The 15,758-nt window shown below is 44.1% G+C and carries 16 protein-coding genes and 1 other RNA gene; 11 read left to right on the plus strand and 6 right to left on the minus strand.

The genetic code is table 11. The features are described from left to right. The first annotated feature begins 37 nt into the window (after positions 1 to 37). The 5 genes from rpoD to rnpB all read left to right on the plus strand — a co-directional run bounded on the left by rpoD (position 38) and on the right by rnpB (position 4,761). Positions 38 to 1,162, plus strand: coding sequence for an RNA polymerase sigma factor RpoD (gene rpoD, locus RDS42_RS05550; RefSeq protein ID WP_308782785.1), 1,125 nt, complete (start codon positions 38 to 40; stop codon positions 1,160 to 1,162). Positions 1,163 to 1,172: 10 nt separating this feature from the next. Continuing rightward, on the plus strand, positions 1,173 to 1,871 hold the full coding sequence (locus tag RDS42_RS05555) for a class I SAM-dependent methyltransferase (protein ID WP_308782786.1): 699 nt from the start codon (positions 1,173 to 1,175) through the stop codon (positions 1,869 to 1,871). Next, complete coding sequence (locus RDS42_RS05560) at positions 1,861 to 2,643, plus strand: Nif3-like dinuclear metal center hexameric protein (RefSeq protein ID WP_308782787.1); 783 nt, start codon at positions 1,861 to 1,863, stop codon at positions 2,641 to 2,643. Before RDS42_RS05555 ends, RDS42_RS05560 begins: the two co-directional genes overlap by 11 nt. A 52-nt stretch (positions 2,644 to 2,695) precedes the next feature. Beyond that, positions 2,696 to 4,363: a nucleoside kinase gene (locus tag RDS42_RS05565; RefSeq protein WP_308782788.1), complete on the plus strand. Its 1,668-nt coding sequence runs from the start codon at positions 2,696 to 2,698 to the stop codon at positions 4,361 to 4,363. A gap of 46 nt (positions 4,364 to 4,409) precedes the next feature. Next, positions 4,410 to 4,761, plus strand: an RNA gene (gene rnpB / locus RDS42_RS05570) — RNase P RNA component class A. A 40-nt stretch (positions 4,762 to 4,801) separates the two neighbouring features. Here the strand turns inward: rnpB and RDS42_RS05575 are convergent. The 3 genes from RDS42_RS05575 to RDS42_RS05585 form a co-directional block, all read right to left on the minus strand. Further along, complete coding sequence (locus RDS42_RS05575) at positions 4,802 to 5,239, minus strand: aspartate carbamoyltransferase regulatory subunit (protein WP_308782789.1); 438 nt, start codon at positions 5,237 to 5,239, stop codon at positions 4,802 to 4,804. Continuing rightward, positions 5,233 to 6,156, minus strand: a complete 924-nt coding sequence (gene pyrB / locus RDS42_RS05580; protein WP_308782790.1) for an aspartate carbamoyltransferase — start codon at positions 6,154 to 6,156, stop codon at positions 5,233 to 5,235. The genes RDS42_RS05575 and pyrB overlap by 7 nt, the downstream gene beginning before the upstream one ends. 85 nt (positions 6,157 to 6,241) lie before the next feature. After that, the gene (locus tag RDS42_RS05585) at positions 6,242 to 6,628 is read right to left on the minus strand and encodes a hypothetical protein (protein WP_308782791.1); all 387 of its coding nucleotides are present in this window, start codon (positions 6,626 to 6,628) and stop codon (positions 6,242 to 6,244) included. A 187-nt stretch (positions 6,629 to 6,815) separates the two neighbouring features. Between RDS42_RS05585 and pheA the strand changes: the two genes are divergently transcribed. From pheA to RDS42_RS05615, 6 genes are read left to right on the plus strand one after another with little or no spacing between them, the layout of a single operon-like run. After that, positions 6,816 to 7,964 carry a prephenate dehydratase gene (pheA, locus tag RDS42_RS05590; RefSeq protein ID WP_308782792.1) on the plus strand — a complete coding sequence of 383 codons (1,149 nt, stop codon included), beginning with the start codon at positions 6,816 to 6,818 and terminating at the stop codon, positions 7,962 to 7,964. After that, a complete protein-coding gene (locus tag RDS42_RS05595; RefSeq protein WP_308782793.1) occupies positions 7,965 to 9,269 on the plus strand; it encodes an ATP-binding protein in 1,305 nt (434 codons plus the stop codon). 2 nt (positions 9,270 to 9,271) lie between these two features. Beyond that, complete coding sequence (locus RDS42_RS05600) at positions 9,272 to 10,807, plus strand: HD domain-containing protein (RefSeq protein WP_308782794.1); 1,536 nt, start codon at positions 9,272 to 9,274, stop codon at positions 10,805 to 10,807. Between the two features lie 55 nt (positions 10,808 to 10,862). After that, a complete protein-coding gene (locus tag RDS42_RS05605; RefSeq protein ID WP_308782795.1) occupies positions 10,863 to 13,019 on the plus strand; it encodes an RNA degradosome polyphosphate kinase in 2,157 nt (718 codons plus the stop codon). A gap of 54 nt (positions 13,020 to 13,073) precedes the next feature. Continuing rightward, on the plus strand, positions 13,074 to 14,210 hold the full coding sequence (locus RDS42_RS05610; RefSeq protein ID WP_308782796.1) for a PTS sugar transporter subunit IIC: 1,137 nt from the start codon (positions 13,074 to 13,076) through the stop codon (positions 14,208 to 14,210). Between the two features lie 34 nt (positions 14,211 to 14,244). Further along, positions 14,245 to 14,622 (plus strand): hypothetical protein, encoded by a 378-nt coding sequence (locus tag RDS42_RS05615; protein ID WP_308782797.1) that lies wholly within the window; start codon positions 14,245 to 14,247, stop codon positions 14,620 to 14,622. Between the two features lie 89 nt (positions 14,623 to 14,711). On the opposite strand, the gene RDS42_RS05620 is transcribed toward RDS42_RS05615, so the two are convergent. From RDS42_RS05620 to RDS42_RS05630, 3 genes are read right to left on the minus strand one after another with little or no spacing between them, the layout of a single operon-like run. Continuing rightward, positions 14,712 to 15,041, minus strand: coding sequence for a hypothetical protein (locus RDS42_RS05620; protein ID WP_308782798.1), 330 nt, complete (start codon positions 15,039 to 15,041; stop codon positions 14,712 to 14,714). Positions 15,042 to 15,046: 5 nt separating this feature from the next. After that, entirely contained in the window at positions 15,047 to 15,496 is a 450-nt protein-coding gene (locus tag RDS42_RS05625; protein WP_308782799.1) for a DUF6773 family protein, read from the minus strand. Then, positions 15,493 to 15,696 (minus strand): helix-turn-helix transcriptional regulator, encoded by a 204-nt coding sequence (locus tag RDS42_RS05630; protein WP_177297905.1) that lies wholly within the window; start codon positions 15,694 to 15,696, stop codon positions 15,493 to 15,495. Before RDS42_RS05630 ends, RDS42_RS05625 begins: the two co-directional genes overlap by 4 nt. Between the last annotated feature and the right edge of the window lie 62 nt (positions 15,697 to 15,758).

Consider the following 15,758-nt stretch of genomic DNA (forward strand, 5'->3'; position numbering starts at 1 on the left):
ATAAAATATAAACACTATATGGAGGTATAGAGCACCTATGGAAATGAATATGGGTAAATTCAGTGAGAAACTGGTAGAACTTCTGGAGCTTGCAAAAAAGAAAAAAAACGTACTGGAATATCAGGAGATCAATGATTTCTTTAAAGATCAGCATCTGGAAGTGGAGCAGATGGAGAAGGTGTTTGATTTTCTCGAGGCAAGTGGGGTAGATGTACTCCGCATTACGGGAAATGATGAGGAACTGATCCTTGATGACGATATGGATATTGATAAGCTGGATGATGAGGAAGAGGTGGAACTTGATAAGATCGATCTGTCTGTTCCGGAAGGAGTCAGCATTGAGGATCCTGTTCGTATGTATCTGAAAGAGATTGGAAAGGTAAGCCTTCTTACTGCTGATGAGGAGATCGAACTTGCGCAGAGGATGGAAGAAGGGGACGAAAATGCCAAAAAACGTCTTGCAGAAGCGAACCTTCGTCTTGTTGTCAGCATTGCCAAACGTTATGTGGGAAGAGGAATGCTGTTTCTTGATCTGATCCAGGAGGGAAATCTTGGACTGATCAAGGCGGTAGAAAAATTTGATTACCGGAAAGGATACAAATTCAGTACCTATGCAACCTGGTGGATCCGTCAGGCTATTACCAGAGCAATCGCAGATCAGGCACGTACCATTCGTATCCCTGTTCATATGGTGGAAACGATCAATAAACTGATCCGTGTTTCACGTCAGCTGCTTCAGGAGCTTGGACGTGAGCCGTCTCCTGAGGAGATTGCAGAAGAAATGGATATGTCTGTAGACCGTGTACGCGAAATTCTGAAGATATCTCAGGAGCCGGTATCCCTGGAAACTCCTATCGGAGAGGAAGAAGACAGCCACCTTGGCGATTTTATCCAGGATGACAATGTTCCGGTACCGGCAGATGCGGCGGCATTTACCCTTCTGAAAGAGCAGCTGATCGAGGTTCTTGGAACTCTTACAGAGAGAGAACAGAAGGTGCTTCGTCTCAGATTTGGTCTTGATGACGGACGTGCCCGTACTCTTGAGGAGGTTGGAAAGGAATTTAATGTCACCAGAGAACGTATCCGTCAGATCGAGGCAAAAGCACTGCGTAAACTTCGTCATCCAAGCCGCAGCCGTAAGCTGAAGGATTATCTGGACTAAGGAGCAGGACATGCAGTTATCATTGAGACTGTCTGCCATTGCAGAAATGGTGACACAGGGAAACCGGCTGGTAGATGTGGGCTGTGATCATGGATATCTGCCGGTGTACTTAATACAGGAGAAAAGGATCCCGTCAGCGATTGCAGCTGATGTGGGAAAGGGACCTTTGTCCAGAGCTCAGGAGCATATCAGTCAGTATGGACTTGACAAATACATAGAAACAAGACTCTCTGACGGTCTCAGGGAAATCAAAAAAGGTGAAGGTGACACTTTGGTGATTGCCGGAATGGGCGGTCCTTTGATGGAAAGGATACTGACAGAGGGAAGAGAAGCCCTCTGCGGATTTAAAGAACTGATCCTCCAGCCACAGTCGGATATTGGCCATGTACGGCGTTTCCTTTTTGAGAATGGATATCAGATCATCAGAGAAGACAGTGTTCTGGAGGAAGGAAAGTTCTATTTTATCATGAAAGCTGTTCATGGAATCCAGAGTCCGGCCTGGACAGAGGAGGAAATAGAGTTTGGAGGTCTGCTTCTTGAAAAAAGACATCCGATCCTGAAGCAGTACCTGGAACGGGAACTGAGGATCCGAAATGAAATCCTTATTCAGATCAGGGATGCTTCCGGAGCTTCAGCAGTACAGAGAAAAGAAGAAGTCAGGGAGGAAAAGCGGCTGATCCTTGCCGCCTTGGAGAGATATGAAGGTTAGAGAACTGACAGACTGGCTGGAAAAAAAATATCCGGCAAAAATGGCAGAAAGCTGGGATAATGTGGGGCTTCTTGTAGGAGATGACGAAAAAGAGGTCAAACATGTATTCCTGGCGCTTGATCTTACAGAAAAAACCCTTGATGAGGCTCTTGATGCAGGTGCAGACATGATCATCACTCATCATCCTATGATTTTTGGCGGTGTGAAAAAAATCAACAACCATGATTTTACAGGACGAAAGATTCTTTCGCTGATCCGCCATGATATTCAATATTTTGCAATGCATACCAATTATGATGTGATGGGTATGGCAGACCTCAGCGCAGATTACCTGGAACTTCAGAACCGCAAGGTACTTTCGGTGACAACAGAAACAGAAGAAGGAGAACAGGGATTTGGCCGGGTAGGAAAGCTTCCAGAGGCAATGACGCTGCGTCAGTGCGGACTTTTTGTAAAAAAAGCACTGGGGCTTCAGGATGTCAGACTCTATGGAGATCCGGAACAGAACGTAGAAATCGCTGCAGTTTGTACCGGAAGTGGTAAAAGTATGATATCGGATGTAATGAAACATGGAGCGGACGTTTATATTACCGGGGATATTGATCACCATACGGGAATCGATGCAGCTGCCCAGGGGCTGGCTGTGATCGATGCAGGTCATTATGGTACGGAGTATATTTTTATGAAGGCAATGCAGCAGAAGATGAAAGAGAATTTCCCCGATCTGAAGGTGTCATGTGCCTGTGCAGAAAGCCCATATATTTTAATATAAAGCTGAATTGGAAGACCATCAGGGCGTTATCAGACAGGAGGCGTTAGACTCTATGGAACAAAAAATGGTAAAAGTGGAAATTATGGGGGAAACCAGGGAATATCCGGCAGGAACCACGTTTGCTGAAATTGTGGAACCATACCAGAAAGTTTCTGAGGCACCGGTGATCCTGGTTACCGTAAACGGGAAATTAAAAGAGCTTCACAAAAAACTGAAATATGACAGCAGGATTGGTTTTGTGACCACAAAAGATAATATTGGTCATCAAACTTATAAAAGAAGCGCCTGCATGATCCTTCTAAAGGCAATTTATGATATTGCAGGGAAGGAGCATGTAGATCATGTAGTGGTCCATTATTCAGTAGGATCTGGATATTACTTTACTATGAAGGGAAGTAAAATACCTGACCAGAAATTTCTGGATCAGGTGAAAGCCCGGATGCATGAGATCGTGGAAGCGAAGCTCCCTATTGAAAAACGTACAGTCAGTACAGATGAGGCTATTGCCCTTTTCCATAAGCATCGTATGTATGATAAAGAGCAACTGTTCCGTTACCGGCGGGTATCCAGAGTTAATCTTTATCGGATCGGTACTTTTGAGGATTATTTCTATGGCTATATGGCAAATCATACCGGATATATCAGATGGTTTGATCTGAAGCCTTATGATGAGGGTTTTGTGCTGGAACTTCCGGAACGTGAGAAGCCGGAGGAAATTCCTCCTTTTGCGCCGGAAGAAAAAATATTCCGGGTTCAGAAAGAATCTCAGGAGTGGGTGGAAAAACTAAATATCTCCTGTGTAGGTGATCTGAATGACCGGATCACGAAAGAAGGAATCAGGAATATCCTTCTGGTTCAGGAGGCTCTGCAGGAGGCAAAGATTTCTAATATTGCCCGGAAAATATGTGAAACGGGAAATAAAAAGTTTGTGATGATCGCAGGTCCGTCTTCTTCCGGAAAAACTACTTTTTCCCACAGGCTCAGTATTCAGCTTACTGCCCATGGGATGAAACCTCATCCTATCGCTGTGGATAATTATTTTGTAAACAGAGAGCATACGCCGCTGGATAAATATGGTGAAAAAGATTATGAATGTCTGGAGGCCATTGATGTAGAACAGTTTAATCAGGATATGCTCGCTCTTTTAAGAGGAGATAAGGTAGAGCTTCCGGTTTATAACTTTAAAACGGGACAAAGAGAGTACCGGGGAGATTTTCTGCAGCTGGGAAAAGAAGATGTTCTTGTGATAGAAGGTATTCACTGTCTGAATGACAAGCTCAGCTATGCTCTTCCTGTGGAGAATAAGTTTAAGATCTATATCAGTGCTCTTACCCAGCTGAATGTAGATGAGCACAACCGCATTCCCACCACAGACGGACGTCTGATCCGCCGGATCGTCCGGGATGCCCGCACCAGAGGAATTTCTGCAAAGGATACTATTGCAAGGTGGCCTTCTGTACGAAGAGGTGAGGAAGCAAATATTTTTCCGTTCCAGGAACAGGCGGATGTGATGTTTAATTCTGCTCTTGTATATGAGCTTGCCTGCCTGAAACTTTATGCGGAACCGCTTCTTTTTGGAATTGATAAAAAAGAGCCGGAATATATAGAGGCAAAGAGACTTTTGAAATTCTTTGATTATTTTGTTGCAGTTCCCAGTGAGGATGTTCCCCATAATTCTATTCTCAGAGAGTTTGTAGGGGGAAGCTGCTTTGATGTATAGAAAATTCTTTACATCTCAGTGAAACCATGATAGAATAGCTTTTGTGCAAGCAGGCCAGGTGATCGCGGCTGTACAGACGAAAGGGTACAGACGAGGAAAGTCCGGGCTTCACAGGGCAGGATGCCGGATAACGTCCGGTGGAGGTGACTCCCAGACCAGTGCAACAGAAATAAACCGCCTTCTTTACAGAAGGTAAGGGTGGAAAGGCAGTGTAAGAGACTACCGCCGTTGTGGTAACAGAACGGGCACATGTAAACTCCATTTGAAGCAAGACCGAAAAGAAAGCGATACGGCGGCCCGTCGTGCTTTCAGGTGGGTCGCTTGAGCCGTCCGGCAACGAACGGCCTAGACAGATGATCACCCAACGACATAACCCGGCTTATCGGTCTGCTTGCGTACAAAGAAACCCCGGAATATTTCCGGGGCTTTTTTGTAAACTTATTTATTTCGTTTTCCTCTGTACTTTTCTTCGCAGTACATGCATCTGTAAATTTCTTTTTCTTCATCAGCCAGGAAAAATACATGATCCAGGCCCTGTTCAATAGATGTAATGCAGCGTGGATTCTTGCATTTGATCACATTGGTGACTTTTTTAGGAAGCTTCAGTTCCTTTTTCTCAACAATCTTTTCGTCTTTGATAATATTGACAGTAATGTTGTGATCAATAAATCCAAGGATATCAAGATCCAGTTTTTCTACAGGGCATTCTACCTTAATGATATCTTTGACGCCCATTTTATTGCTGCGGGCATTTTTGATGATGGCAACAGTACAGTCCAGTTTATCCAGTTTCAGGTCATGGTAAATGGTCATGGCCTTGCCTGCTTTGATATGGTCAAGTACATAGCCTTCGCGAAGAGCTCCAACGTTTAACATGATACATCCACCTCCAGTAATGTGAGAATCAGGGCCATACGGACATATACACCGTACTGTGCCTGTTTAAAGTAAGCAGCTCTAGGGTCAGAGTCTACTTCAACTGCGATTTCGTTTACACGAGGCAGCGGATGAAGGATATACATATCTTCCTTGGCGAGCTCCATTTTCTGTTTGTCCAGTATGTAAAAATCTTTCATACGGACATAATCTTCTTCATTAAAGAAACGCTCCTTCTGAACACGGGTCATATAAAGGATATCAAGCTGAGGAAGCGCATCTTCCAGTCTTTCTACCTCCTGGAATTCGATGTCGTTTCGGGAAAGGACATCTTCGCGGATATAACTTGGTACGCGAAGCTCTTCCGGAGAAATCAGAACAAACTTTACATTTTCGTAGCGGACCAGAGCCTCGATCAGTGAGTGGACAGTACGGCCGAATTTCAAGTCTCCGCACAGACCAATGGTAAGATTATCAAGTCTTCCCTTCAGGGAACGAATCGTAAGAAGGTCGGTAAGGGTCTGAGTCGGATGCTGATGACCGCCGTCGCCGGCATTGATCACGGGGATAGAAGAAGACATGGAAGCAACTAAAGGTGCTCCCTCCTTAGGATGACGCATAGCGCAGATGTCTGCATAGCAGGATGTAACGCGGATTGTATCGGCAACACTTTCGCCTTTGGCAGCAGAACTGGAGTCGGCGGAAGAGAAGCCTAATACGTTGCCGCCAAGGTTCATCATAGCTGCCTCAAAGCTTAAGCGTGTACGTGTACTTGGTTCATAAAATAAGGTTGCAAGTTTTTTGCCGTCACATGCGTGGGCATACTTCTCGGGGTTCTTTTCAATGTCGTTGGCCAGGGTAAGAAGCTTATCAAGCTCTTCCACAGAAAAGTCCAACGGGCTCATTAAATGTCTCATGTAGTACCTCCTGTTTGGTTAAAAGAATCAGAAACAGATTCCTGAAAATTCTCTTAATCCATCATATAATAGAAGGCTCTTTTTTTCAAGATGATTTTGTAAGTATTTTTTCAAAAAAAAGACCTGCGGCGAACCATACAGGCGCATAATCCAAACGGATCACTCCACAGAAATGAAATGGAGTATGACTGTAATCCCAGGGACAGATTCCAAAGTGTTTGAGAATACTTCCGCTTATAAATTCTGTGGTAAAAATACCGGCGGTATAAAGGCTGCCTCGGAGGAGAACAGGGACGGATGCAATGTATCTGTATAGAGGAGAGATCACCGCAGCACAGCCGTAAATAGGAAACATCAGAAGAGAGGTTTTTCCCATCATGGTTCCCTGACCATCCAAAAGCGAATGAAGACCGGTCCAGAAGATTTCCATGCACCATCCCAGAGCGCCGCAGAGAAGAAAGTTTCGTTTCATATAAAACAGTCCTTTCTGAAAGAATACGTTATAAACCATTCTGCTTACATTTTACATAAATTTAACTTTCTTATAGTATTGCCTGTACTTGAAAAAACAATACGCAAATGCTAAACTTACTGTAAGTAGTCTGTCACAGTGCTACAGTGCAGTGAGGACTGACATTTTTACAGAAGGAGAAACATACATGACAGATTTGCAGGAATGCAGAAAAGAAATAGATGAGATTGACAGTCAGATCCTTCAGCTTTTTGAAAAGAGAATGAAGGTTTGTGAGGATGTCGCACAATATAAAATTGAAACGGGCAAGCAGGTTCTGGATTCTAAAAGAGAGCGGGAAAAACTGGATACACTGGGGTCCCGCGCTCATGGGGAGTTTAATTCTCTTGGTATTCAGGAAGTTTTTCAGCAGATTATGGCGATCAGCAGAAAACGCCAGTACCAGCTTCTGACCGCAAATGGAGTGGGAGAAGAAAAAGATTATCAGATGGTAGATCAGCTTCCATTGAAAGGTGTCAACGTAGTATTCCAGGGAGTGGAGGGAGCTTACAGCTATGCGGCCATGCGCGCTTATTTCCCGGAGGAAATCAAAAGCTACCATGCAGATACCTTTCGGGAGGCAATGGAGGAGGCTGCATCCGGACGGGCAGATTATGCGGTCCTTCCCATAGAGAATTCCACCCAGGGAATCGTAACAGATATTTATGATCTTCTTACAGAATATCGGCTTCATATTGTGGGAGAGCAGGTGATTCCCGTAGACCACGTGCTTTTGGGGATTCCTGGAAGTTCTCTGGATAATATCCGGACCGTTTATTCTCATCCACAGGCTCTTGCCCAGTGCAAACTGTTTCTGGAAAGTCATCAGGAATGGAAAACTGTAAAAACAGAGAACACAGCTGCATCCGCAAAAAAGGTAAAAGAAGAACAGAAGATTTCTCAGGCTGCTATTGCCAGCAGGGCAGCAGGTGAACTGTTTGGTCTGGATATCCTGGCAGAAAATATCTGTCATAACGACCGGAATGTGACCAGATTTATTATAGTCAGCAGGAATCCGGTTTATGAGAAAAAAGCGCGGAAGGTCAGCGTGTGCTTTGAACTGCCTCATTCCAGCGGAACTCTCTATAATATGCTTTCCCATATTATTTATAATGGTCTGAACATGTCAAGAATCGAATCCAGACCTATTCCCGGAAAAACATGGGAATATCGCTTTTTCGTGGACTTTGAAGGGAATCTGGAGGATCCGGCAGTGAAAAATGCCATCAGGGGACTGGAAGCAGAAGCCAATCGCATGCGTGTGCTGGGAAATTATGAATTGCAGGAGGAAGCCTGAATGTCAGGAATACAGGAATGTGTGCTCTACAGAAACATGGAGCATGGAGAAATACTGGAAAAAATGACTCTGCTGATGGATGTGCAAAAAAACAGTGAGAAGGAATTGCAGCAGAGAAAGTCTTTGTTTTTTGAATGTGTCAATGGTCTGATCGAAACAGCAGGATCTTATGGTTTTTCAGGAAATCTGTGGCATAATTATCTGACGCTTCTTCTGGTAAACCATGAAAATACATTCAGCAAAGCTTGTGAGATCCGTGGTACGGCAGAGGGAAGCATAAACCAACTGGCCCTTCACGATTTTGAAATTTTTCGAAAATTATATGAATTTGATCTGAAGATCTTTGATAAATGCTTTGAAACTACCTGTTGTGAGATCCTGTGCGATTATCATGGAGCAGACAATACAGGAAGAATGTTTAACCGCCGTATCCGTGACAGGATCTGTGAAATGAGCAGAACTCTGGCTGCGGCGGCAGATGCCCGGGAATTTATGGCTGATATGGTACAGTTTTACCGGGATTTTGGGGTAGGCAAGCTTGGACTGCATAAAGCATTTCGGATCGAGCATGATGAGAAGGGGAAGGTGATTATTGTACCGGTAACCAGGATCGCTCATGTGCAGCTTGAAGATCTGGTAGGCTATGAGATACCCAAGCAGAAGCTGATCGAGAATACAGAGGCCTTTGTATATGGAAGAAAAGCAAATAACTGTCTGCTTTTTGGAGATGCAGGAACAGGTAAATCTTCCAGCATCAAGGGGATCATCAATAAATATTATGATCAGGGACTTCGTATTATAGAGGTCTACAAGCATCAGTTTCAGGATCTGAATCAGGTGATCGCCCAGATTAAGGACAGGAATTACAAATTTATCATTTATATGGATGATCTTTCTTTTGAAGAGTTTGAGATTGAGTATAAATATCTGAAGGCAGTGATCGAAGGCGGTCTGGAGAGAAAGCCGGATAATATTCTGATCTATGCCACAAGCAACCGCCGTCATCTGGTCAGAGAGCGCTCCGGAGACAAGCTGGAGCTGATGGATGAGGATGATCTGCATTCCTCAGATACAGTTCAGGAGAAATTGTCTCTGGTGTATCGTTTTGGTGTGAGGATTTATTTTGGCGCACCTACACGCAAGGAATTTGAATGCATCGTAAAAACACTGGCAGCAAGAAACGGCATTGAAATGCCGGAAAAAGAACTGCTTCTGGAAGCCGGAAGATGGGAACTGTCTCATGGCGGTCTTACCGGACGTACAGCGCAGCAGTTCATAGATTACCTTCTTGGAAAGGAGAGATAAAAATGGCAGTATCAACTTTTGCGGCAATCGATATCGGTTCCTATGAAGTCAGTATGAAGATTTTTGAACTTTCTAAAAAAAGCGGACTTAAGGAACTGAACCATGTGAGATACCGTCTGGAGATCGGTAAGGGAGCATATTCTTCCGGCCGGCTGGACAGGGAAATCGTAGATTCTATCTGCGAAGTTTTGAAAGATTTTCGAACCATTATGATGGAATTTGGAACAGAAGATTATCGTGCCTGTGCTACCAGCGCATTTCGTGAAATGGTAAACCCGGTGATCATTCTGGAGCAGATTTACCAGCGTACAGGAATCAGAGTAGAAATCTTAAGTAACGCAGAACAGCATTTTCTTGGATATAAATCCATTGCAGCGATTGAAGCAGGATTCAAAAAAATGATCCAGAAAGGCACTGCGATCCTGGATGTGGGCGGAGGAAGTCTTCAGGTATCCCTTTTTGACAAGGATGCTCTGGTGACGACCCAAAGTCTAAAAATGGGAAGTATGCGTATCCGTGAAAGATTAAAAGAACTGGAAAAATCACATACTCATTATGATCAGCTGATCCAGGAATTTATCCGTAATGATCTGACTGCTTTTCAAAGGCTGTATCTGAAAGACAGGGATATAAAAAATGTCATCCTGATGGGTGATTTTCTTACGGATACTATTTTCCGGGAAGAAATTTATGACAGGATCATTACCATGGCGGAATTTAACAATCGTTATGAGAATACGGTTTATAAAACAGAACAGATGCTTTCTTCAGAAATGGACATTAATCCGGAATATGCGTCTCTGGTAGTGCCGACAATGGTCATCTGCAAAAATTTTCTGGATGTATTCCAGGCAGAGTCAGTGTGGGTTCCGGGCGTATCGCTTCTTGATGGTATTGCTTATGATTTTGGAGAAAAGAAAAGATTTATTAAAAGCGCTCATAATTTTGAAAATGATATCCTGGTGGCATCCAGAAATATTGCCAAGCGTTATTCCAGCAGTAAAGAGCACATTCAGGGAACCACATCTCTTGCCCTTGCGATTTTTGACAGTATGAAAAAAGTTCATGGTATGGGAGCAAGGGAAAGACTTCTTCTTCAGATCGCTGTGCAGCTCCATGACTGTGGGAAATACATAAGTATGGCAGATGTAGCGGAATGTTCTTACCGGATCATCATGGCAACGGAGATCATAGGACTTTCTACGGAGGAACGCCAGGTGATCGCCAGTGCCGTCAGGTATAATACGACGGAATTTGTATACTATGAAAATTTTGATGACGGATCAGGTCTTGACAGAAACCGTTATCTTCTGGTTGCCAAGCTTACGGCAATCCTTCGTCTTGCAAATGCTATGGACAGAAGCCATTATCAGAAAGTCCAGGGACTCCGGGCAGTCCTCAAAGATAGAGAACTGAGTCTGATCATTGATTCCAGCAGAGATATATCGCTGGAGCTTGGACTTTTGAAGGACAAGGTGGAATTTTTTGAAGAAGTATTTGGAATCCACCTTAGTCTGAGAAGAAAAAGAAGAGTATAGAAAAACATGGAAAAAGTATTTGAAGCAGGATCAGATAAGATCCGGGGAGGACATTATGGATACTAAAAAATTTGCAAAGCCGGAATATTTTGTAAACAGAGAATTAAGCTGGCTGAAATTTAATGAGAGAGTATTAAGTGAGGCCAGAGACAAAAATCTGCCTCTTTTTGAAAGACTGAAATTCCTTAGTATCACATCTTCAAATCTGGATGAGTTTTTTATGGTACGGGTGGCATCTTTAAAAGATCAGGTTCATGCAGGCTATGAGAAAACGGACATTGCAGGTCTGACTCCGAAAGACCAGCTCCGTGAGATCAGTACCCAGACACATGAACTGGTAAAAGTTCAGTACAGTACGTTTACCCGCTCGATACTTTCACTGTTGGAAAAAGCCGGACTTCATCTGATCCTGGCCCATGAGGAGCTTTCGGAAGCCCAGAAGGAATATGTGGATCGTTATTTTGAAGATAATGTTTATCCGGTGCTGACGCCTATGGCAATGGATTCTTCCAGACCGTTTCCGCTGATCCGGAATAAATCTCTGAATATTGGCGCGCTGATTTCCAAAAAAGACCGTAAAAAAGGAAAAGAAGTCTTGGAGTTTGCAACTGTGCAGGTTCCGTCTGTGCTTCCGAGGGTTGTGGAAATACCCTCCGGAAAATCTGGAAGCAGGGCAGTGATCTTTCTTGAGGAGATTATTGAAAGAAACATCGGCAAGCTGTTTTTAAGCAATGATGTGGTGTGTGCTCATCCATATCGTATTATGAGAAATGCAGACCTTTCTATTGACGAGGATGAGGCGGAAGATCTTCTTGTGGAAATCCAGAAGCAGCTGAAAAAACGACAGTGGGGAGAGGTTATCCGTCTGGAAGCGGAAGAAAAGATGGATAAGCGCCTTCTGAAGATCCTGAAGACGGAGTTTGATATTAAAAATGAGGATATTTTTAATATTGCAGGACCTTTGGATCTGACTGTGCTTATGAAAGTATACGGACTGGATGGTTTTGACGCCTATAAGGCAAAAAAATATGTTCCGGCTCCGGTTCCTCAGTTTCAGACTGACAAAAATATTTTTGATGTGATCCGTGAGGGAGATGTGTTCCTTCACCATCCATATATGAGTTTTGATCCGGTAGTGAATTTTGTACGTCAGGCAGCCAAGGATCCGGGAGTACTTGCCATTAAGCAGACACTTTATCGTGTCAGCGGAAACTCTCCAATTATTGCTGCTCTTGCCCAGGCGGCCGAAAACGGCAAGCAGGTAACAGTCCTTGTTGAACTGAAGGCGCGTTTTGATGAGGAAAATAATATTGTCTGGGCGAAAAAACTGGAAAAAGCAGGATGCCATGTAATTTATGGTCTGGTAGGGCTGAAGACTCACAGTAAGATCACTCTCGTGGTAAGACGGGAGGAGACAGGGATCCGCCGGTATGTTCATCTTGCGACAGGCAACTATAATGATTCTACAGCAAAGCTTTATACAGACTGTGGTATTTTTACATGTGACGAGCACTATGGAGAGGATGCAACCGCTGTATTTAATATGCTTTCCGGATATTCAGAGCCGAAACGCTGGAATCGTCTGATTGTTGCGCCGATCTGGATGAAAACACGTTTTCTGGAAATGATCGAAAGAGAAGTGGAAAATGTACAAAAGGGAATTCCAGGTCATATTATGGCAAAAATGAATTCGCTCTGCGATCCGGTGATTATGCAGGCTCTTTATTATGCTTCTTCCAACGGTGTACAGATCGAACTGGTGATCCGCGGCATCTGCTGTCTGAAAACAGGAATTCCGGGAATCAGCGAAAATATCCATGTGCGCTCTATTGTAGGCGATTTTCTGGAACACAGCAGGATTTTCTATTTCTATAATGGAGGAACGGAAGAAATCTATATGGGAAGTGCGGACTGGATGCCTCGTAATCTGGACCGACGGGTGGAGATTGTTTTCCCCGTAGAAGATGAAATGATCAAAAAACAGATCATGCATGTGCTGGAGCTGGAATTTAAAGATAATGTAAAAGCGCATATTCTTCAGCCTGACGGAACTTATGAGAAGCAGGACAGAAGAGGAAAGCAGCCTGTAAATTCCCAGATGGAGTTTTGCAGAGAAGCACAGGAAAGTGCAGGAAGAAAGAAAAAAGAACAGAAAGAAAATTCCAGAGTATTTATCCCGGCTGAACCGGCAGAGGATATTGAAGAAGAATAAGAGACCGTAAGGTCTGGGAATTATGAAAAATAGTTCTGGAATAGGGAGGATAAGATGGGAAACAGAAAGGAATCCTTTCTGAGGAGAAAGAATGTGGTTATTTCGTTCCGAAGGTATGGCATCGATGCTATGAGCGCAATGGCGCTGGGCCTGTTTGCATCGCTTCTGATCGGTACGATTATTAATACAATTGGTCAGAATGTTGCACCGGGAAGTGCGGTGTCACAGAGGCTGCTGGAGATTGGAGGATATGCTACATCAGTCACTGGTCCGGTAATGGCTCTTGCTGTCGGACATGCACTGATGGCGCCTCCTCTGGTGCTGTATTCTCTGGCTGCTGTGGGAGCAGCATGCAATGCTCTGGGAGGCTCCGGCGGTCCCCTTGCAGTGTTTTTTATCGGTATCGTTGCCTGTGAGATAGGAAAGCTGGTATCTAAGGAAACAAAGATCGACATTATCGTAACACCGGCAGTAACAATCCTTACCGGAGGAGTGCTGGCGATCATTTTTGCACCAATGTTCAAGTCAGTGTGTGATGCTCTGGGGGTGTTTATCGGATGGGCCACCAACCTTCAGCCTTTCCTGATGGGGGTAGTGGTTTCTGCAGTGGTGGGCGCAGTACTGACCCTGCCTGTCAGCTCTGCAGCAATCTGTGCGGCCATTGGACTGGGGGGAGGCGCTGTTCTGGCGGGAGTGGCAGATGGAACTGTTACTATGGAAATCTGGAATGGACTGTCTCTGGCAGGAGGAGCGGCAACTGCAGGATGCTGTGCTCATATGCTGGGATATGCGGTTTTAAGCTTTCCGGATAACGGAATTGGAGGATTTGTGGCACAGGGGCTCGGAACATCCATGCTTCAGGTACCGAATCTTATGAAAAAACCGATCCTGTGGATTCCGCCTACGATTACAGCAGCTGTTACAGGGGCGCTTTCTACCTGTGTGTTCCAGATGCGGAACAATGGCCCGGCAATTTCTTCCGGTATGGGAACGTCAGGACTGGTTGGCCCTATCGGGATCGTTTCCGGATGGTCACAGATGCCGGAAGGATATGAAGCCGGTGCATTTCAGTGGGTTGGAATGATTCTGATCTGTTTTGTACTTCCGGTTGTGATTACCTGGATCACTGGGAAGATTTTTCGGGCGAAGGGGCTGATAAAGCCGGGGGATCTGAAAATCGATATGGGATGATTCTGAGAGAAAGAGATGCGGAAGGGGGAAGCAAATGAAAAAAATTTCATTGATCCTTTTTATATCAGTGATTATCATATCTATGTCGGCATGCGGAGTAGATTTTGATGGCAGTCGCATGGGAAATGAGAATGAATTTATAATGGAGTATCGTGTTTTAAATACAACAGATACTCAGGAACTGACTGCGAAAGCCGGAGATACTATCCGGGCAGAAATTACAGCGAAAAGAGGCAGTCTGTCAATAAAAATCCAGAAAGATGGAGCAGAACCTATTTATGAAAGAGATGGGATTTCTGTATCAAATGAATTCGAGGTTGAAGTCGCGGAAGATGGTGTGTACACGGTTGAAGTAACAGGAAAAAGGGCAAAGGGAAGTGTTTGTTTTGTGGTAGAGAATGTTTCTATCTGAAAAATATAATGCAGGAATCAGATTTTTCTGACTCCTGCATGTTCTTTATAGACAAAAATCATATTCTGCTCCCACGCAGACAAAAAGTTTTACAAAAGGATGATTACCGCAAAGATCAGTATTGCGGCAATTATTCCAAGAAGAATCCAGTTTACAGCTTTCTGAACCTTGGTTGTTTGTTTTCGGAGATCTGAGGCACGGGTTTCGACTGGCGTGAAATCTTGCAGAAGCCTTTGGGCTTTTTGTCTGTCCTGGGAAGATACCATGATCTTTTCTCCGGAAACAGAATCGCCTGTATAGAGTTCCTGAATTCCCATTTGGACAGTGGCATAAATGTCATTTTCCTTCAGAAAGGCAGTCATTTGTTCTGCTTCTGTGCGGCTTTTGGCAGTGGCGATACAAATCAGCTTTTCTTCCATATAGATCACTCCTCATCTGCATATTTTTGCTCCTGTTGCCTGCGTTTTCGTTCTGCTATGAAATCCATAAGTTTCAGTGTGAAAAAGCACAGAACCGTAATTACCGTAAAAAAGAGAAGTACAGCAGTGCTGATCTCTGCTTCTGGTCCGGCTTTTTTTCGTATGGCAAGTGTATAAAAAACTGTAAATATAATGGAAAAGCCTGCGCTTTCCAGAAGCATGTGTACAGGGGAGCGAGATTTTCCTGTGCCAAGTCCTTTTTTAACAGATCCGATGAGATACACGCTTCCGCCTACCAGCAAAGTTATTGTTTCCCCGATCACATTCTTTAGATGACCTGCAGCAGTAAGCTGAAAAACAATAGAAATTGCGCATACCATATACATAATGTAAAAGCTGATGCCTGCGACTCTGGCGGCATCCTGAATCTGACGTTCGTCTAATTGTGATTTCATTGGTCTACCTCCTCCCAAAACAGATCGTTGAGGGTTTTTCCAAGTTCCCGGCAGATAGCGGTGCACAGTTTCAGTGAAGGATTGTAATCGCCGGCTTCAATCATTCCAATAGTCTGTCTGGTAACGCCTATTTTTTCTGCCAGTTCAATCTGGGAGAGCCCTTTTTCCATTCGAGCGAACTTTAGTTTCAGATTTTTCATCTGTTCCTCCTGTGTTTTTGTTACTTTCAGTATAGTCTTGTTTTTGTCGGATGTCAACTATA

Origin of the sequence: uncultured Blautia sp. (assembly GCF_902497045.1) — a bacterium.
In the GTDB taxonomy this organism is placed as follows: domain Bacteria; phylum Bacillota; class Clostridia; order Lachnospirales; family Lachnospiraceae; genus Blautia_A.